This window comes from Neorhizobium sp. T7_12, from assembly GCF_002968535.1.
Classification (GTDB): Bacteria; Pseudomonadota; Alphaproteobacteria; order Rhizobiales; family Rhizobiaceae; genus Neorhizobium; species Neorhizobium tomejilense.
The window spans coordinates 585,198-602,634 of the sequence record NZ_PVBK01000002.1 but is presented as its reverse complement, the minus strand read 5'-3'; the positions used below and the strand labels follow the sequence as shown (position 1 = coordinate 602,634).

Here is a 17,437-nt window from a genome sequence, read left to right as displayed (position 1 = left end):
GCTACTCAATCCGAGCATTTCGGGATGAGGATTGCCAGCGGATGACAGATCTCACACGCACACTCTCTCGCACAGCCCGTTTTTGATACAAAATAAACACATAAAATCAACAATATAGCTCATGCTCACATAGACTTTTAATCAGTAGGTCTCGGGTTCGAACCCCGACGCTCTCACCATACTCAAATTAAGTCATACACTTAAACGGCACCAATGCGATTGCAGTGGTTTGGTGCGCTTGGGCCAAGGCTCCGTGCGCCGCCTCGTTTTGCAGTGGCGGGTGGAATCGCTGCGCCTGCTTCGTCACAATGTGGGTGGACGAAGTCCAGCCGGTCTGTCACAAGCCGATCAGGACGCGACTGCCGTTAACTTTAGAACGGGGTCGGGCGACCGATTGACGTCACGTCGCTGCCACGAGATCACGTCGGCCGTCCTTTTCTAGATCCGGTCCTGGATCGGGGACGCTCAAACGCATCGAAAAAGCCCCGCCTCACCCATTACAATTTGCTCATCTTCAGAGCGGATGCCATTCATTACAGTCAGGTCACGTTTGCGGCTGCAAATCGCGGGCGGGCGAAAACTCGGGGCCGGCGCTAAGCCCTTGAAATATCTGATTTCGTGAGATCGAGGATATCTCTGGAGCGGAGCATTTGGCCTAAAATTCGGCAGATGAGGCCTTCCAAACCTTATTTATTATTAAGCTGACCTTCGAGGCTTCGGGGCGTAATTCTGTCTTCAAGACTGAATGCTGCCGACGGCCGGAGAGGTCGTGACGGCAGAGCCAGTTTCACAACCGTTTGCCGAAGGTGGAGCTCAGATATGCGCTCGCTCGTCCCAATAAACCACCTTTCCCCCGTGTCGCCGGCGCCCTGCCCGGTCATGCACCTCACCGGACCGCCCGGCGATCGAGTTCGATAGCGAGGCGTTCGAAGCCGCTTCACCCGCCGTCCCGTGAACCGGTTTTCCGATGCGACGGCTTTCTCCAAAGCCGGCTTTTCAGCTTCGCAAACCTTCAGAACCCCAACCGATCGGCCGCGCTCACCGCGCGGCTTCGATCCTCTTCGCCCCAATGCGCCGCCTCCCGGCGCAAGGGCTGCAGATTGAAAGGAAGACCTCCATGTCAAATATCCTTCGCAGACATCGGATCGCGGCACTTCTTGGCGCCGCCATCGTTGCGGTCCCGCTCTCCGTGCCGGTCATTCTCGGCACCAATGCGGCGCATGCGGCAACCACGGCAACGGCTGCTGCCGGCTCCGTTTCCGGCGTCGTCGCTCCGGGTGGTTCGTTCGCACCGATCGTTTCCGCCGACAAACCGGCCGTCGTCACCATCACCACCACGATGAAGGCGCAGAACGTCGCTTCGGACGACAGCTCGCCCTTGGACGACAATTCGCCGTTCGACGAGCAGTTCCGGCAGTTCTTCGGCCAGCAGGGCATCCCCATGCCGCGCCATATGCCGCAGCAGCGTCAGGCTCCCCCGACTGAAGCCCTTGGCTCCGGCTTTGTCGTCACGGCCGACGGTTACATCGTCACCAACAATCATGTGATCGACAATGCGATCGAAATCAAGGTGACGCTTGACGACGGCACCGAAGTGCCCGCCAAGCTGATCGGCGCCGACGCGAAATCCGATCTTGCCGTCATCAAGATCAACGCGCCAAAACCGCTGGCGACGATCGCCTGGGGCGATTCGGACAAGCTCAATGCCGGCGACCAGATACTGGCGATCGGCAATCCGTTCGGCATCGGCACGACCGTCACCGCCGGCATCGTTTCGGCCCGCGGCCGCGATCTCCATAGCGGCCCCTATGATGATTTCATCCAGATCGATGCACCGATCAACCATGGCAATTCCGGCGGCCCGCTGGTCGATCTCGAAGGCAAGGTCGTCGGTATCAATACGGCAATCTATTCCCCCAACGGCGGCAGCGTCGGAGTCGGCTTTGCCATCCCGTCCGACCAGGCCCAGAAGGTCGTCGCCAAGCTGATGAAGGACGGCTCGATCGAGCATGGCTTCATCGGGGTGCAGATCCAGCCGGTGACGGCGGATGTGGCGAGCGCCATAGGCCTCGACAAGCCGGAAGGCGCGCTGGTCGCCAATGTCAACGACGACACGCCGGCCGCCAAGGCGGGTATCCGGACCGGCGACGTCATCACCGCGCTCGGCGGCCAGCAGATCAAGTCGCCGCGGGATCTGTCGCGCATGGTCGCCGACCTGACGCCCGGTGCCAAGGAGGGCCTGACGGTCTGGCGTCAGGGTCAAAACCGCAATCTCAGCATCACGGTTGGCGGCAATGAGCCCGACCAGCAGCAGGTTTCGGCCGAGAATGGCGACAAGCCCATGCAGGGTGCCCAGCGCGTTCCGACCATCGGCATCGGCCTTGCCGACCTCACGCCGGATATCCGCGAGGCGCTTAACCTGCCGCGTCGGGAAAACGGTGCCGTGATCGAAAGCGTCGCCCCCGACAAGCCGGCTGCCGACGCCGGCCTGCAGGCCGGAGATATCATCGTCTCGATCAATCAGCAGCCCGTGAAATCGGCGAAGGAAGCCAAGACGGCGGTCGCGGAAGCCGGCAAATCCGGGCGCAAGTCCGTCCTGCTCCTCATCCAGCGCGGCGAGAACCAGACCTTCGTCGCGGTTCCCTTCTCGATCGGCTGAACCCGGCCTCGCCCTATCTTCTCGGCGCCGCCCGGTTGTCGCGACCGGGCGGCGGTCGTTTGGTCAGGCCCACACTCCCCTCCAACGCGGCGACGAGTTCCGCACCACCGGAACCTTCGCAGACGGAAGACGTTTGCCCGGCCGAAGGAGCGTCTTTATGCGCATTATATTCGTGGTCATGATCGTTTCGGTGCTCAGCATCCTGGCATTCAAATATGCCGACCAGACGCTTGGCGGTGGCGACATCATGGCTTCACCCACGGAACTCTCAGCCCAGAACTGACACGATGGCGTGAGGCCGGAACCTTCCTGTTTTTCCGGGGTTGTCAGGCTATGGAGGAGCTGTAGTCATGAGCGCCCAGAATGTCCTGATTGCCTTGGGATCCGCCATCGCGGGCGGCCTTGTCGTTGCTCTTCTGATGCATCCCGCCGGACCGACCGCCAGCACGAAATCGGATCGCCTGAGCGGCCCTCCGGCAGAGACCGCCTTCCTGCCGGAACGCTTCGGCGTTCCAGGTTCGACACAGTGATCTCGACACGGTAAAATTAGGATCCGAAATACGAAAAGGCCGGCGCCTCTTTCCAGGCGCCGGCCTTTTTATGTCTAACCGATCAATGAACGGCCTTGCCGCCCTCTTCTTCTTCGAATGTCACCGCGACATCGCCGTCTGCCGAAAGACGAACTCTGTCGCCTTCGATATCGGCGACCAGTTCCAGCGGAATGAAGTGATGGTGGCCTCGATGGCCGCCCGCGCCGCTGTCCTTCTTCGTCAGCTTGATACGGCCGCCTTCGACGTGGTCGACCGTTCCAACATGGGCGCCATCCGCGCCGATGACTTCGGCGTGTTCCTTGATTCTTGCAGCATCGATCATGGGAAATCTCCTTCTCTGCGTTTCGACAACGCATGAATGGGAATATCGATGCATGCTCTTCGAAATTGAGAGACTGTCACAAAACAGGCCACTCGCGGAGAACGGCCGGAACGGCTGCCCACGCTTTCCGATCGAGTGTACCTTTGGCTTTATTGGCCAGGGTAAACACAAGATCATCGACGGCGTAGCGGACGCCGCGGGTCTTCAGAATAGCTGCGAATGCCCAAGCCAACACAGAGAATTTTCCAACCATAATACCGACATTATACCCGTGTTTTTACGCACCATTACTATTACTAGACTGTAAATCTATGGCGAAACTGAAATTATTCTTACGATCCCCAGGTTACCGATATTTAAGTTTTATCATCTCCGGTTTCATGTCATTGAGAGAGCAGAAGAATTCCCTCCGGCGACCACGCTTCCGGCGGATTTGCGCCGCAGGACGGCGCAGCGGGAGATTTAGTCCCGGTTGTATCGCTACCCAGCAAAGGACAGACCGTTGAACGTGCAGAACAGCCCCGACCCGGCAACAAAGACCAGCGGCACGCCCGATCTCGCCGCGATCCTGGCCACTTCGGGAAACCAGCGCAAGAAGCGCCGCTGGGTCTGGCCGACGGTCCTTGTTGTTGTCGTTGCCGCCGCGGCAGGCGCCTACAGCTATTTCGGCAGCAGCGGCCCGCGCTACGACTACACCACCCAGCCGGCAAAGCGCGGCGGCCTCTCGGTCATCGTCACGGCGACCGGCTCGGTCCAGCCGACCGATCAGGTGGACATATCGAGCGAATTGTCCGGCACTGTCCGCAAGGTCAATGTCAGCTACAACAGCGCGGTGAAACAGGGCGACGTGCTCGCCGAACTCGACACCAACAAGCAGGAGGCGGATGTCCAGAGCGCCCGCGCCCAGTTGGCTTCAGCAAGGGCCAACGTGCTGAAGGCCGAAGCGGAAGCTGCCTCGGCCAAAAATTCGCTCGACCGCCTGACCGGCCTGGTCAGCAACCGCATTTCGACCCAGCAGGAGCTGGACGCGGCGAAATTCACCTATGATTCGGCGCTCGCCACCAAGGCCGTCAACGAGGCATCGGTTCTTTCCGCCGAAGCCAATCTGCGGCTCTCGGAGCTCAATCTTCTGAAGCTCAGGATCGTTTCGCCGATCGATGGAATCGTGCTGACCCGCGACGTGGATCCGGGCGCGACCGTCGCCTCCTCGCTCAATGCGCCGGTGCTCTTTACCATCGCCGGCGACCTGAAGCGCATGGAACTGCAGGTCGCCGTCGACGAGGCGGATGTCGGTCACGTCCAGGAAGGACAGTCGGCGAAATTCTCGGTCGACGCCTATCCCGATCGCAACTTTCCGGCCACCATCCAGGCGGTGCGCTTCGCCTCCGAAACCGTCTCCAACGTCGTCACCTACAAGGCGATCCTGACGGTCGACAACGCCGACCTGCTGCTGCGTCCCGGCATGACGGCAACTGCGGACATCACCGTGCAATCGGTCACCGACGCGCTCCTCGTGCCGAACGCGGCGTTGCGCTACTCGCCGCCGACGACGGCGCGCAGCCGCGGCAATTTCCTCACCCGGCTTTTCGCACCGCCCCGGCCGCGCGGCAATCGCAGTGGCGACAATGCCTCGAGTGCAGGCCGTGCCGTCTGGGTGCTGCGCGCCGGCGTGCCGACACGGGTTCAGGTCGAGACCGGCCCGACCGACGGGCAGTTCACGGTGCTGAAATCCGGCGAGGTCAAGCAAGGCGATCTGCTGATCACGGACGCCGTCGCCCGCGCGAGCTGAGGAGGGTTTTGATGACGCTCCCTCCCATCATCACCTTCAGGCAGGTCTCGAAGTTCTACGGGCACGGCGAAGCGACGATCCGTGCGCTCGATCATATCGACCTGTCGATCACGGCGGGCGAGTTCGTATCGATCATGGGTCCGTCCGGCTCAGGTAAATCCACGGCAATGAACATCATCGGCGGGCTCGACGTGCCTTCATCCGGTGAATATCTGTTCCAGGGTATTCCAACGGGCGGCTTCGACCGCGCCCAGCTGACGCTGCTGCGGCGTCACATGCTCGGCTTCGTGTTCCAGGGGTTCAACCTTCTCGCCCGTACATCCGCCGTCGAAAATGTCGAACTGCCGCTCGTCTATCGGGGCATGGACCACCGCGAACGGCGCAGCCGGGCGATGATCGCACTGGAACAGGTGGGCCTCAAGGGGCGCGAGGGCCATACGACGCAGGAACTGTCGGGCGGCCAGCAGCAGCGCGTGGCGATCGCGCGCGCCATCGTCACCGATCCCGCCGTGTTGCTCGCCGACGAACCGACCGGCAATCTCGATACCAGGACCAGCGCAGAGATCATGGAGCTGATTACCCGGCTCAACCGCGACAACGGCATTACCGTGATCATGGTCACCCATGAGGAGGACATCGCCGCCTATGGCAAGCGGCTCCTGCGCTTCGTCGACGGTCATCTCGCCTCGGATCACGCGCAGGCGAAGGAGCACGACCATGTTCTTTGAGACGGCGAAACTGGCCTGGCGTGCGATCAGCCGAAACATGCTGCGTTCCTTCCTCACCGTGCTCGGCGTGGTCATCGGCGTTGCGGCGGTCATCGCCATGGTGACGGTCGGCAACGGCACGACGGCGAAGGTGCAGGCCGAACTTTCCCGCCTCGGCACGAACACGCTGTTCGTCCGCCCCGGCCAGTGGGGACCGGGACGTGCCAGCAGCGAGGCCAAGCGCTTCAACGACAAGGATGTCCTGGCTATCCAGGAACAGGTGGCCGGGCTTCGCGCCGTGGCGCCCGTCAACCGCGGCACGGCGACCGTGATTGCCGGCGGCGCCAACCATTCATCCAGCGTGATCGGCACCAACAACGATTATCTGATCGCCCAGGACTGGGATCTGTCGCTCGGCCGGTCATTCCTCGCCAACGAGGATCGTGGCAGCCAGGCTGCCTGCATCATCGGCGAGACCGTGCGCAAGGAACTCTTTGGCGCGGCCAATCCGGTCGGGCAGAATATCCGCGTCAGCAATGTCGCCTGCCCGGTGGTCGGCGTGCTTGCCGTCAAGGGCCAGTCCGGCATGGGCGACGACCAGGACGACACGGTCATCATGCCCTTGAAACTCCACCAGCGGCGGATCGGCGGCACGACGACGATCAGCAGCATCATCCTGTCGGCGCAGGATGGTGTGGCGACCACAAAGGTCCAGTCGGACGTCGAAAGCCTGCTGCGCGAACGGCGCAGGATCGCGATCGGCCGCGAGGACGACTTCTCGGTCAACGACATGTCGCAGATCGCCGCGGCGATGACCGGCACGACGGTGCTGCTGACCGGTCTGCTCGGCGCTGTCGCGGCCGTGAGCCTGCTGGTCGGCGGCATCGGCATCATGAACATCATGCTGGTTTCGGTCACCGAACGCACCCGCGAGATCGGCATTCGCCTCGCGATCGGTGCGCTTGAGCGGCAGGTGCTGACCCAGTTCCTCGTCGAGGCGGTGATGCTGTCGATCTTCGGCGGCGTCAGCGGCATCGTTACCGGCCTTGCGCTTGCCTATGGCGTCGTCAGCTTCCTCGGCGTGCCCTTCGTCGCCAGCCCGACGATCATCCTGCTTGCCTTTGCCTTCTCGGCGGCGATCGGCATGGTGTTCGGGTATTTCCCGGCCCGGCGTGCGGCGCAGCTCAATCCGATCGAAGCGCTTCGTCACGAATGAGCATCGCGCCTCTGGCCGCCAGGGGCGGTGACGACCAACTGTATACCGCAGACTGATATATCAACTCGGCTTGCCATCCCAAATGCGACATGTCACCTTCTGATATATCAGAGAGGATACCCCATGGCATCTGAAGCAGAATCGCTCAGCAGACAGGCCTATCACCGGCTTGAAGCCCTGATCGTGACCATGAAGCTGCCGCCCGGCGCGCTGGTTACGGAAAAGCAGCTCATCGGCCTTGCGGGCCAAGGCCGCACACCGGTGCGCGAAGCGATCCAGAAACTCGAATGGCAGGGATTGATGCGGGTGCGCCCGCGCGTCGGGCTGCAGGTCACCGAGATCATCGAGAGCGACCATGACAGCATCATGCAGGTGCGACGCCAGCTTGAACCGGTTGCAGCAGCCTTGGTGGCGGAACATGCCAGCGATGAGCAACGCAGCGCCCTCCTCGACTGCGCCAAGGCAATGGGTGCCGCTGCGGCGACCGGTGACATTCACGGCTTCCTGGATGCTGACAAGCGCTTCGACGAGGTTCTGGAGGAGGCCTGCCCCAACCGGTTCCTGACCTCGGCGCTGGCACCGCTCCAGACTCATACGCGGCGGCGGTGGTTTTCGACGGCCTCTATCGAACGGCTGGATCAGGCGGTGACCCAGCATGTCGCCGTCATCCGCGCCATCCGGGCGGGCGACGTCGAAGCGGCACGAAGAGCGATGGAGACGCTCCTCGCCTATCTGACGAATTCATGAAGGTAATCAGGCGTGGACTTCGGCTTCGCGCTGCTTTGCGAGCGCGGCGAGATCCGCAGGCTTCAGCTCGACCGATTCGCCGCAGCCGCAGGCGGACGTCTGGTTCGGATTGACGAAGGTGAAGCCGGAGCGCATCTGCGTCACTTCGAAATCCATCTGGGTGCCGAGAAGATAAAGCACGGCGGAAGGCTCGATCCAGACGCTCGCGCCGTCGTGCTCGATCATGTCGTCCTTGGCATTGGGCTCGGTGACGAGATCGACCGTGTATTCCATGCCGGCGCAGCCGCCCTTCTTGATCCCGACGCGCAGGCCCTTGGCCTCCGTTCCGGAATTGGCGACGAGCTGCTTGACGCGCGTCGCCGCGGCATCGGTCATGGTCATAATGGCGAAGCCCATGGGCTCATTCTCCTTCCGCACACGGATTCAAGGTCCGGTGTTTCACGATTCAAATGTAGTACCGACCGATTAATCGATCAATACCAGCCGACAGCCACCTGGGCTTCTTCGGACATGCGCTCCGGCGTCCACGGTGGATCGAAGGTCATCTCGACTTCGACGCCGGACACGCCTTCGACGGCGCCGACAGCATTTTCCACCCAGCCCGGCATTTCGCCGGCGACCGGGCAGCCTGGCGCAGTCAGCGTCATCATGATCTTCACCATGCGGTCGTCCTCGATATCGATCTTGTAGATCAGACCGAGTTCGAAGATGTCGGCGGGGATTTCCGGATCATAGACCGTTTTCAGCGCTCCGATCACGTCGTCGCTCAGTCGCGCCAACTCATCGGCCGGAATAGCGGATTGGATCAGTCCTTCGCGGGCGTCCCACTTCAATTCCGTTTCATCGGCGGCCATGGCAATAGTCCTCAAGCAAAGAAATTTCGCGCGTAGTCGAGCGCATCGGCCAGCGCATCCACTTCGGCACGGGTATTATACATGCCGAACGATGCCCTGCATGTGGAGGTGACGCCGAAGCGCTTCAAGAGCGGCATGGCGCAATGGGTGCCGGCGCGGACCGCCACGCCCTTGCGGTCGATCACCATCGAGACGTCATGGGCATGGATGCCCGCAAGCTCGAAGGAGAAAATGCCGCCCTTGCCCGGCGCATTGCCGATGATCCGCAGCGAGTTAATGGCGCGCAGGCGTTCCGCCGCGTAAGCGGCAAGATCCGCTTCATGACGGGCGATCGCGGCGCGGCCGATCTTGTCCATGTAGTCGAGCGCATAACCGAGCCCGATCGCCTGGACGATCGGCGGCGTACCCGCCTCGAAACGATGCGGCGGATCGTTGTAGGTGACGATATCCTCGGTGACGTCGACGATCATCTCGCCGCCGCCCTGGAACGGCCGCATCTCCCTCAGCCGGTCCGACTTTCCATACAGCACGCCGATGCCGGACGGACCATAAAGCTTGTGCCCGGTCATCACGTACCAGTCGCAATCGATGTCGCGGACATCGACCGGCATGTGCACGGCGCCCTGGCTGCCGTCGATCAGGACCGGGATGCCGCGCTCATGGGCGATGCGGCAGACTTCCTTGACCGGAACCACGGTGCCGAGCGCGTTCGACATATGGGTGATGGCGACCAGCTTGGTCTTTTCGGTGAGAGACTTTTCGAAATCCTCGATATGGAAGGCACCCTCGTCGTCGACCGGCACCCAGACGAGCTTGGCGCCCTGCCGCTCGCGGATGAAATGCCAGGGCACGATATTGGAATGGTGCTCCATGATCGTCACGACGATCTCGTCGTCGGCACCGATATTCGGCATGCCCCAGCCGTAGGCGACCGTGTTGATCGCCTCGGTCGAATTCTTGGTGAAGACGATCTCGTCCACCGAACCGGCATTCAGGAACCGGCGCACCTTTTCGCGCGACGCCTCATAGGCTTCGGTCGCGGCATTCGAGAGGAAATGCAGGCCGCGATGGACGTTCGCATATTCGCTGGAATAGGCGTGGCTGATCGCGTCGATCACCACCTGCGGCTTCTGGGCAGAGGCGCCGTTGTCGAGATAGACCAGCGGCTTGCCGTGCACCATCGTCGACAGGATCGGAAAATCCCGGCGGATCGCTTCCACATCGTAGGTCGTCGAGGGTGCATTCTGGTCCATATCAGGCCCCTTCTCAGGCGTGTTTTTCAAGCCAGGCCGAGATGACGCCTTCCAGCGCCTCGACCAGCTTTTCTTCCTCGAGTTCCTCGACGATCTCGGCAACGAAGGCGTTGACCAGCATGGCCCGCGCCTTGTTTTCCGGAACGCCGCGCGCCATCAGGTAGAAGAGATGGCTGCTCTCGATATCGGCAACCGTCGCGCCATGGCCGCAGACCACGTCGTCGGCGAAGATTTCGAGCTCGGGCTTGGCCGAGAACCCGCCATCGTCGGTCAACAGAAGCGTGTTGCAGGACATCTTGGCGTCTGTCTTCTGGGCATCCGGAGCGACCCGGATCATGCCCTGGAAAACGCCATTGGCGCGGTCGAACACGACGTTGCGGATGATTTCCGTCGAGTTGGTGTTCGGCACGTTGTGGCCGAGAACCAGCGTGACGTCGGTGTGGCTTTCGCCGCCAAGCAGGTTGACGCCGCGCAGCGTCAGTTCGGCACCCTCGCCGGCCACGTCGATGCGCAGTTCCTGGCGCACCAGCTTTCCGCCGGCATTGATGACGAAAAGGCGCAGCTTGGCATCGGTGCCGAGCTTTACGCGGATCTGGCCGAGATGGGTGTCCTCTGCAGCCTGCTGCTGCAGGATGATCCAGGTGATGTCAGCGCCGTCCTCCAGCGCGATGTCACTGATCGAGGACACCAGCGCCGAACCTTCAGCCACCGACCGGTGACGCTCGATGATCGTCGCCTTGGAGGCGGCGCCGAACGAGACCGGGAAGCGCGTATGGACCTGGCCGGCGCCGTGCAGGGCCTGCAGTTCGATCGGCGCGTCCAATTCCGTATTGGCCGGAACGGCGATCGCATAACCATCGCGCACGAAGCTGCCGTTGATGCGTCCGATCGCGTCGTCCTTGTCGAGCGCCGTCAGGCCGGCCGCGGCCGAGCCGTCAGCGAGCCTGTCCCTGAAGAGCGCGATCTCGACACCGTCAACGGCGGCTTTCGCATCGGCAGTACCCTGCAGGATCGAAAGGACCTTCGAGCCCTCGACCAGAGGCGCAGCCGGATCGATTGCCGAAACGGTCGCGGCGTCCGGCAGGATGCGCAGCAGGTTCTTGAGGTCGGTATAATGCCAGGCCTCGATGCGGCGGGTCGGCAGGCCGGCCTTCTTGAGATCGTCCAGAAGCCGGTCCCGCGTGCCGATCACGGCGCCATTGCCCGGCAGTTCGCCGATCTGCGCGCCGAAGGCTTCGACCAGCGCGGTTTCCGCAGCCGTGAGGCGGCTTGTCGTCTGCATGTTCATGACAACATCCTTCCCTTCGGGCCGCTTAAGCCGCTTCTCCGATGATATCGGCATAGCCGTTCTCTTCCAGTTCAAGCGCAAGCGCCTTGTCGCCGGAGCGGATGATCTGGCCCTTGTAGAGCACATGAACCGTGTCCGGCACGATGTAGTCGAGCAGGCGCTGGTAATGGGTGATGACGATGGTAGCACGGTCCGGCGACTTCAGCGCGTTGACGCCGTCGGCGACGATCTTCAGCGCGTCGATGTCGAGGCCGCTGTCGGTCTCGTCGAGGATGCAAAGCTTCGGCTCGAGCAGCGCCATCTGGAGGATCTCGGCGCGCTTCTTTTCGCCGCCGGAGAAACCGACGTTCAGCGGGCGGCGCAGCATGGCCTGGTCGATCTTCAGCTTGTCGGCGGCGTCCTTGACGCGGCGGATGAAGTCCGGCGTCGTCAGTTCCGCTTCGCCGCGCGCCTTGCGCTGCTCGTTCATCGCCACCTTCAGGAACTGCATGGTGGCGACGCCCGGAATTTCGAGCGGGTACTGGAAGGCGAGGAAGATGCCCTTGGAGGCGCGCTCGGCCGGGTCGAGTTCCAGGATGCTCTCGCCGTTATAGAGGATGTCGCCCTCGGTGACTTCGTAATCCTGGCGGCCCGACAGGATGTAGGAGAGCGTCGACTTGCCGGAGCCATTCGGGCCCATGATGGCGGCAATTTCGCCGGCCTTCACGGTGAGGTTCAGGCCGCGGATGATCTCGGTGCCGTCTTCGGCGATGCGGGCGTGCAGGTTCTTGATCTCAAGCATGTTTCTTATCCTTCCGGATTTATTCGGTGACGCGTCAATGCGCGATATTCGGACAGCGGGCCATCAGCCCACAGAGCCCTCGAGCGAGATGCCGATCAGCTTCTGGGCCTCGACGGCGAATTCCATCGGCAACTGCTGGATGACGTCCTTGACGAAGCCGTTGACGATCAGGGCGATGGCTTCCTCTTCGGGAATGCCGCGCTGCATGACGTAGAACTTCTGGTCCTCGGAAATCTTCGAGGTCGTCGCTTCGTGCTCGATCTGTGCCGATGCGTTCTTCACGTCGATATAGGGCACGGTATGAGCACCGCACTGGTCACCGATCAGGAGCGAATCGCAATTGGTGAAGTTGCGGGCATTGGAAGCCCGGCGGTTGATCGACACCTGGCCACGATAGGTATTGTTCGAATTGCCGGCGGAAATGCCCTTGGAGATGATGCGGCTCGACGTGTTCTTGCCGAGATGGATCATCTTGGTGCCGCTGTCGATCTGCTGATAACCGTTGGAAACGGCGATCGAATAGAACTCGCCGCGGCTATCGTCGCCGCGAAGAATGCAGCTCGGATATTTCCAGGTGATCGCCGAACCGGTCTCCACCTGCGTCCACGAAATCTTCGAACGGGCGCCGCGGCAATCGCCACGCTTGGTGACGAAGTTGTAGATGCCGCCCTTGCCCTGGGCATCGCCCGGATACCAGTTCTGCACCGTCGAATACTTGATCTCTGCGTCGTCGAGGGCGATCAGTTCGACCACGGCGGCGTGGAGCTGGTTCTCGTCACGCTGGGGAGCCGTGCAGCCTTCGAGGTAGGAAACGTAAGCGCCTTCCTCGGCGATGATCAGCGTGCGCTCGAACTGGCCGGTGTTCTTTTCGTTGATGCGGAAATAGGTGGACAGCTCCATCGGGCACCGCACGCCCTTCGGCACGAACACGAAGGAACCGTCGGTGAACACGGCAGCGTTCAGCGTCGCATAGAAATTGTCCGAGGTCGGAACGACCGAACCCAGGTATTTCTTGATCAGCTCAGGATGTTCGCGGATTGCCTCGGAGATCGACATGAAGATCACGCCGGCCTTCTGCAGTTCCTTCTTGAAGGTGGTCACGACCGAGACGGAGTCGAAGACGGCATCGACGGCGACCCGGGGCGTCTCGACGCCAGCCAGAATCTCCTGTTCGCGCAGCGGAATCCCGAGCTTCTCGTAGACCCTCAACAGTTCCGGATCGACTTCTTCGAGCGACTTCGGGCCGGCGCTGCTTTTCGGCGCGGCATAATAGTAGAGGTCGTTGAAGTCGATCTTCGGATATTCGACGCGTGCCCAGGTGGGCTCTTCCATGGTCAGCCAGCGACGATAGGCGTCGAGACGCCATTCCAGCATCCATTCCGGCTCCTGCTTCTTGGCCGAGATGAAACGGATGATATCTTCCGAAAGACCCTTTGGCGCCTTGTCCACTTCGATGACGGTTTCAAAACCGTATTTGTACTGGTCCACATCGATTAGGCGAACCTGATCGATTGTTTCCTGCACGGCAGCCATGTTCATACTCCAATTCTTGCCGGTTCAAATTCCGGCAATTCTTGTCATCAATCCGGGGGACAATTGCCTCCCTTATGTAGGCGCCAGAAGGCGGTTTTCACACCTTTTGGCAAGCGGAAATTTGCGCATGCGCAATTTTGAAAGCGGTCACGCCGCCTCGCCCGCCGGTTTTCGCCGGCCGGCAATCTTTGCGAAGGCGGCCAGCGCCCGCGCGATATCATCTTCCGTCGTGTCGGCGCTGAGCGAAATCCGCAGAGCACCGAGCTTCGGATCATGCCCCATCGCCGTCAAAACATGGCTTTCGCCAACCTTTCCGGCCGAGCAGGCGGAGCCGGCGGACAGAGCTATGCCTTCGAGATCGAAAGCGATCTGGCCGGTCTCCGACTTCAGCCCCGGCAAAGTGAAAAAGCAGGTATTCGCTACGCGCAGAACTCCCTCGCCATGGATGATCGCATCGGGCGCCGCCTTGCGCATTCCCGCTTCCAGCCGGTTGCGCAACTCTTCGATCGCGCCATTGCGGTCATGAAGGTTTTCGCGCATTGCCTGGGCAGCCGCGCCGAACCCGACGATGGCATGGAAATTCTCGGTGCCGGAGCGATGGCCCTTTTCCTGGCCGCCGCCGCGGATCAGCGGTTTCGGCATCAGCACTTCGCCGCGCGAGACGAGCGCGCCGACGCCCTTCGGACCGCCGATCTTGTGCGACGACAGGATCAGGAAATCCGCATCCAACGCATTGATGTCCACCGGAATGCGGCCGACCGCCTGCACGGCGTCCACCACCATCAGGCCGCCATGGGCATGGGTGATCGCCGCCGCTTCCCGCACGGGCTGGATGATGCCAGTCTCGTTGTTCACCAGCATCACGGCGACCATCGGCATGCCGGTGCTGCCGTCGTGTTCGGCCAGCAGCGCCTCAAGTGCGGAAAGATCGACGATACCCGCCGGCGTCACCGGCACTTCGGTCACCTGGGCCGGATCAAAGCGACCGCCTTCGCGGATCGCCGGATGCTCGATCGCAGAGACATAGACGCGGCCCATCGCCAAAGGCGCCCGGCCCATGCGGAAATCCGGGGTCAGGACGTGATTGGCCGCTTCCGTCGCGCCGCTGACGAACGTCACATGCGCAGGCTCTGCACTGACCAGCGCCGCCACCTGCCGGCGCGCCTTGTCAATTGCGGCGCGTGCCGCCCTGCCCTCGCCGTGAACCGACGAGGCATTTCCCGGCAACTGCAGCGCATCCAGCATGGCGGCGCGGGCCGGCGCGCTCAAGGGCGCCGTCGCGTTCCAGTCCAGATATGTGCGGTTCAGCGCCATTGCCTGATCGGCTTCCGTTTCTAGATAGATGTTGAATTACAGATGGGGCGGACGGGGACCCGCATTTTTCTTGAAATTTCCGTCGGCCTTGCCGTAAGAGACATCGCATCGGGCGCGCATCCAGCATGCAGCCCAAAGTTTCGAATGGTTCTAAACTGAGTTTTAGAAAAGCTGAGCGGCTTCGTCAAGTCCAACTCGACGTGATACTCGTCTAGAACCTGAACATATTGACCGGAGTACCGATGCCCGAAGTCATTTTCAACGGCCCAGCCGGCCGCCTTGAAGGTCGTTACCAGCCATCCAGGGAAAAGAGCGCCCCGATCGCCATCATCCTGCACCCGCATCCGCAGTTTGGCGGCACGATGAACAACCAGATCGTCTACCAGCTCTTTTACATGTTCCAGAAGCGCGGTTTTACCACGCTGCGGTTCAATTTCCGCGGTATCGGGCGCAGTCAGGGCGAATTCGACCATGGCGCCGGCGAACTTTCGGATGCGGCCTCCGCGCTCGACTGGGTGCAGAGCCTGCATCCGGATTCGAAGAGCTGTTGGGTCGCCGGTTATTCCTTCGGCGCCTGGATCGGCATGCAGCTCCTGATGCGCCGGCCGGAGATCGAGGGCTTCATGTCGATCGCGCCGCAGCCTAACATCTACGACTTCTCGTTCCTCGCCCCCTGCCCGTCGTCCGGCCTGATCATCAACGGCGACAGCGACAAGGTGGCGCCCGAAAAGGACGTCAACGGGCTCGTGGAAAAACTGAAGACGCAGAAGGGCATCCTGATCACCCATCGGATGGTCGAGGGCGCCAATCACTTCTTCAACGCTCAGGTGGACACGCTGATGGCCGAATGCGAGGATTATCTCGACCGTCGCCTCAACGGCGAACTGGTGCCGGAACCGGCGGCCAAGCGTATTCGCTGATCGTTTTCCAGAACTGTTGGTAAAAAACTACCGGAATGGCCGCCTCGGCGGCCATTTTCATTTGACGGCTTTGATCGATTTCGGCTGCGGAGAGCCGATGTGCGGCGCCTGCCTGACGCGGTTGCGGCCGGAGCGCTTGGCTTCGTAGAGAGCGGCATCGGCGTCCCGCATCGCCCCTGCAAGATCGCCACCCGGCGCAAGCTCCGCCACGCCGAAACTCGCGGTTACCGCGAAGGAGGGCGCAAGCCCGCTTACAGCCATCTCCATCGTCCCGCCCCTGAGCGCCTGCGCAGACAGTGTCGCCATGTCGAGCGTCGTGCTCGGGAGGAAGATCGCGAATTCTTCGCCGCCGATACGGCCGACCACCGCATTCTTGGCAGCACTTGTCTGCAACAGATCGCCGAAGGCCTGGATCACAAGGTCGCCGACGTGGTGGCCATAGGTGTCGTTGATGCGCTTGAAATGATCGAGATCGCAGATAATGACCGCGTGCGCGGCCTTCGGCGCCAGCGCCATCGCGGCCTTGACGCCATTCTCGAAGCCGCGGCGATTGGCGAGACCTGAAAGCGCATCCTTTTCCGAATTGCTGCGCTCGTGCGCCATGATCTCCAGGACCAGAACCGACAGCAGCGTCAATCCGACCGCGACCATCAGCACCGCCGTCGAGCTTTGCGAGATCAGCGCGTAATTGGTGCCGATATAATCCTTGGCGGTCGTGCCCGCCCCCGCAATCACCGCAAGGCTCGCCTTGGCGAAGAAATGCAGGCCGGTCGCCAGCAGCAGATAACCAAGCGCCCGATCGATCGCCAGCCGGCGGGTCGATGAAAAAATGGCCGCCGCACTCGAAAGGAGCGCCAATGCAAACGGTGTCTGGTAGGAAAAGGCATGTGCGGCCGTTCCGCGCGGCAGGTCGTAGATCAGCAGGTCGAGGCAGATGCCCGCCGCCAGGAAACAGCCCGCCCAGACGGGCGCGATCTTCCCGCCGTAGAGAGTGCCGATACCGATCCTGAGCAAGGTCATGCCGGCGAGCACCGATGCGAAGGCGCAGATTGCCCAGAATTTCGTGAGATACGCATAGGCGACCAGCAATTCGCAGACTGACGAGAGCGAGGCGACGGTAAAAGCGGCGGCAAACCAGAGCGCAGCCGTCCGCGAGCGGCTGCGCGTGGAAACCACAACGAAAACCGCGCCGAAGCATATGGCGATGATAAAATTCACCGCGAGGAAAAAGGCAGCCCCGTTCATCAGCCCATCAGTGCAGGAGACCTGCACACCACCCGGTTACCGTGTCCGGGCCGGATGTTAAAAGCCTATGAAACAAGAAACCGTTAATGCATAACCTGTCCTTCTTGCACTCACTATTGCGTCTCGGGAACTGCATGGTCCCTTGCTGGCCGCCGCCCATTCGTCCCGCTGATCACACCCAACATCACTTTTGAAGTGATTACCGGCAAAAACAGTGCTAGAGGCGCGGCCACATATCCCAAAACCCCACCCTGCCAG

Annotated in this window: 17 protein-coding genes; 8 read left to right on the top strand and 9 right to left on the bottom strand. The window is 61.6% G+C overall.

Annotated features, from left to right (window positions below; all coding sequences use genetic code 11):
- Positions 1-1,117 precede the first annotated feature (1,117 nt).
- From C5J26_RS08900 to C5J26_RS08895, 3 genes are all read left to right on the top strand, one after another.
- Positions 1,118-2,659 carry a DegQ family serine endoprotease gene (locus C5J26_RS08900; protein WP_105401391.1) on the top strand — a complete coding sequence of 514 codons (1,542 nt, stop codon included), beginning with the start codon at positions 1,118-1,120 and terminating at the stop codon, positions 2,657-2,659.
- Positions 2,660-2,816: 157 nt separating this feature from the next.
- Positions 2,817-2,942: a hypothetical protein gene (locus C5J26_RS33515; protein WP_256386072.1), complete on the top strand. Its 126-nt coding sequence runs from the start codon at positions 2,817-2,819 to the stop codon at positions 2,940-2,942.
- Between the two features lie 67 nt (positions 2,943-3,009).
- A complete protein-coding gene (locus C5J26_RS08895; RefSeq protein WP_105401390.1) occupies positions 3,010-3,189 on the top strand; it encodes a hypothetical protein in 180 nt (59 codons plus the stop codon).
- Positions 3,190-3,271: 82 nt separating this feature from the next.
- Here the strand turns inward: C5J26_RS08895 and C5J26_RS08890 are convergent, their stop codons facing one another.
- Positions 3,272-3,532: a DUF2171 domain-containing protein gene (locus C5J26_RS08890; protein ID WP_105401389.1), complete on the bottom strand. Its 261-nt coding sequence runs from the start codon at positions 3,530-3,532 to the stop codon at positions 3,272-3,274.
- Between the two features lie 502 nt (positions 3,533-4,034).
- Here C5J26_RS08890 and C5J26_RS08880 point away from each other — a divergent pair.
- From C5J26_RS08880 to C5J26_RS08865, 4 genes are all read left to right on the top strand, one after another.
- On the top strand, positions 4,035-5,321 hold the full coding sequence (locus C5J26_RS08880) for an efflux RND transporter periplasmic adaptor subunit (RefSeq protein WP_371681901.1): 1,287 nt from the start codon (positions 4,035-4,037) through the stop codon (positions 5,319-5,321).
- A gap of 11 nt (positions 5,322-5,332) precedes the next feature.
- On the top strand, positions 5,333-6,049 hold the full coding sequence (locus C5J26_RS08875; RefSeq protein ID WP_105401387.1) for an ABC transporter ATP-binding protein: 717 nt from the start codon (positions 5,333-5,335) through the stop codon (positions 6,047-6,049).
- Complete coding sequence (locus C5J26_RS08870; protein WP_105401386.1) at positions 6,039-7,244, top strand: ABC transporter permease; 1,206 nt, start codon at positions 6,039-6,041, stop codon at positions 7,242-7,244. The genes C5J26_RS08875 and C5J26_RS08870 overlap by 11 nt, the downstream gene beginning before the upstream one ends.
- Positions 7,245-7,367: 123 nt before the next feature.
- Positions 7,368-7,991, top strand: coding sequence for a GntR family transcriptional regulator (locus C5J26_RS08865; RefSeq protein WP_105401385.1), 624 nt, complete (start codon positions 7,368-7,370; stop codon positions 7,989-7,991).
- Positions 7,992-7,997: 6 nt separating this feature from the next.
- Here C5J26_RS08865 and sufA read toward each other — a convergent pair whose 3' ends face one another.
- The 7 genes from sufA to C5J26_RS08830 all read right to left on the bottom strand — a co-directional run bounded on the left by sufA (position 7,998) and on the right by C5J26_RS08830 (position 15,014).
- Positions 7,998-8,387 (bottom strand): Fe-S cluster assembly scaffold SufA, encoded by a 390-nt coding sequence (gene sufA, locus C5J26_RS08860; RefSeq protein ID WP_038542936.1) that lies wholly within the window; start codon positions 8,385-8,387, stop codon positions 7,998-8,000.
- A gap of 77 nt (positions 8,388-8,464) precedes the next feature.
- Positions 8,465-8,845, bottom strand: coding sequence for an SUF system Fe-S cluster assembly protein (locus tag C5J26_RS08855; protein ID WP_038586774.1), 381 nt, complete (start codon positions 8,843-8,845; stop codon positions 8,465-8,467).
- 11 nt (positions 8,846-8,856) lie between these two features.
- Positions 8,857-10,098 carry a cysteine desulfurase gene (locus tag C5J26_RS08850; protein WP_105401384.1) on the bottom strand — a complete coding sequence of 414 codons (1,242 nt, stop codon included), beginning with the start codon at positions 10,096-10,098 and terminating at the stop codon, positions 8,857-8,859.
- A gap of 13 nt (positions 10,099-10,111) precedes the next feature.
- Entirely contained in the window at positions 10,112-11,386 is a 1,275-nt protein-coding gene (sufD, locus tag C5J26_RS08845; protein ID WP_105401383.1) for a Fe-S cluster assembly protein SufD, read from the bottom strand.
- Between the two features lie 25 nt (positions 11,387-11,411).
- Positions 11,412-12,167 carry a Fe-S cluster assembly ATPase SufC gene (gene sufC / locus C5J26_RS08840; protein ID WP_046667105.1) on the bottom strand — a complete coding sequence of 252 codons (756 nt, stop codon included), beginning with the start codon at positions 12,165-12,167 and terminating at the stop codon, positions 11,412-11,414.
- A gap of 63 nt (positions 12,168-12,230) precedes the next feature.
- A complete protein-coding gene (gene sufB / locus C5J26_RS08835) occupies positions 12,231-13,700 on the bottom strand; it encodes a Fe-S cluster assembly protein SufB (RefSeq protein ID WP_105401464.1) in 1,470 nt (489 codons plus the stop codon).
- Between the two features lie 147 nt (positions 13,701-13,847).
- Entirely contained in the window at positions 13,848-15,014 is a 1,167-nt protein-coding gene (locus C5J26_RS08830; RefSeq protein ID WP_105401382.1) for a cysteine desulfurase family protein, read from the bottom strand.
- 242 nt (positions 15,015-15,256) lie between these two features.
- Between C5J26_RS08830 and C5J26_RS08825 the strand changes: the two genes are divergently transcribed.
- Positions 15,257-15,934, top strand: coding sequence for an alpha/beta hydrolase (locus C5J26_RS08825; protein WP_105401381.1), 678 nt, complete (start codon positions 15,257-15,259; stop codon positions 15,932-15,934).
- Between the two features lie 57 nt (positions 15,935-15,991).
- Here the strand turns inward: C5J26_RS08825 and C5J26_RS08820 are convergent, their stop codons facing one another.
- Positions 15,992-17,179, bottom strand: coding sequence for a diguanylate cyclase (locus C5J26_RS08820; protein ID WP_105401380.1), 1,188 nt, complete (start codon positions 17,177-17,179; stop codon positions 15,992-15,994).
- Positions 17,180-17,437: the final 258 nt, after the last annotated feature.

Coding starts and splice junctions, on each gene's coding strand:
- C5J26_RS08900 (WP_105401391.1), top strand. CDS start 1,118: ATGTCAAATATCCTTCGCAGACATCGGATCGCGGCACTTCTTGGCGCC.
- C5J26_RS33515 (WP_256386072.1), top strand. CDS start 2,817: ATGCGCATTATATTCGTGGTCATGATCGTTTCGGTGCTCAGCATCCTG.
- C5J26_RS08895 (WP_105401390.1), top strand. CDS start 3,010: ATGAGCGCCCAGAATGTCCTGATTGCCTTGGGATCCGCCATCGCGGGC.
- C5J26_RS08890 (WP_105401389.1), bottom strand. CDS start 3,532: ATGATCGATGCTGCAAGAATCAAGGAACACGCCGAAGTCATCGGCGCG.
- C5J26_RS08875 (WP_105401387.1), top strand. CDS start 5,333: ATGACGCTCCCTCCCATCATCACCTTCAGGCAGGTCTCGAAGTTCTAC.
- C5J26_RS08870 (WP_105401386.1), top strand. CDS start 6,039: ATGTTCTTTGAGACGGCGAAACTGGCCTGGCGTGCGATCAGCCGAAAC.
- C5J26_RS08865 (WP_105401385.1), top strand. CDS start 7,368: ATGGCATCTGAAGCAGAATCGCTCAGCAGACAGGCCTATCACCGGCTT.
- sufA (WP_038542936.1), bottom strand. CDS start 8,387: ATGGGCTTCGCCATTATGACCATGACCGATGCCGCGGCGACGCGCGTC.
- C5J26_RS08855 (WP_038586774.1), bottom strand. CDS start 8,845: ATGGCCGCCGATGAAACGGAATTGAAGTGGGACGCCCGCGAAGGACTG.
- C5J26_RS08850 (WP_105401384.1), bottom strand. CDS start 10,098: ATGGACCAGAATGCACCCTCGACGACCTACGATGTGGAAGCGATCCGC.
- sufD (WP_105401383.1), bottom strand. CDS start 11,386: ATGAACATGCAGACGACAAGCCGCCTCACGGCTGCGGAAACCGCGCTG.
- sufC (WP_046667105.1), bottom strand. CDS start 12,167: ATGCTTGAGATCAAGAACCTGCACGCCCGCATCGCCGAAGACGGCACC.
- sufB (WP_105401464.1), bottom strand. CDS start 13,700: ATGGCTGCCGTGCAGGAAACAATCGATCAGGTTCGCCTAATCGATGTG.
- C5J26_RS08830 (WP_105401382.1), bottom strand. CDS start 15,014: ATGGCGCTGAACCGCACATATCTGGACTGGAACGCGACGGCGCCCTTG.
- C5J26_RS08825 (WP_105401381.1), top strand. CDS start 15,257: ATGCCCGAAGTCATTTTCAACGGCCCAGCCGGCCGCCTTGAAGGTCGT.
- C5J26_RS08820 (WP_105401380.1), bottom strand. CDS start 17,179: ATGAACGGGGCTGCCTTTTTCCTCGCGGTGAATTTTATCATCGCCATA.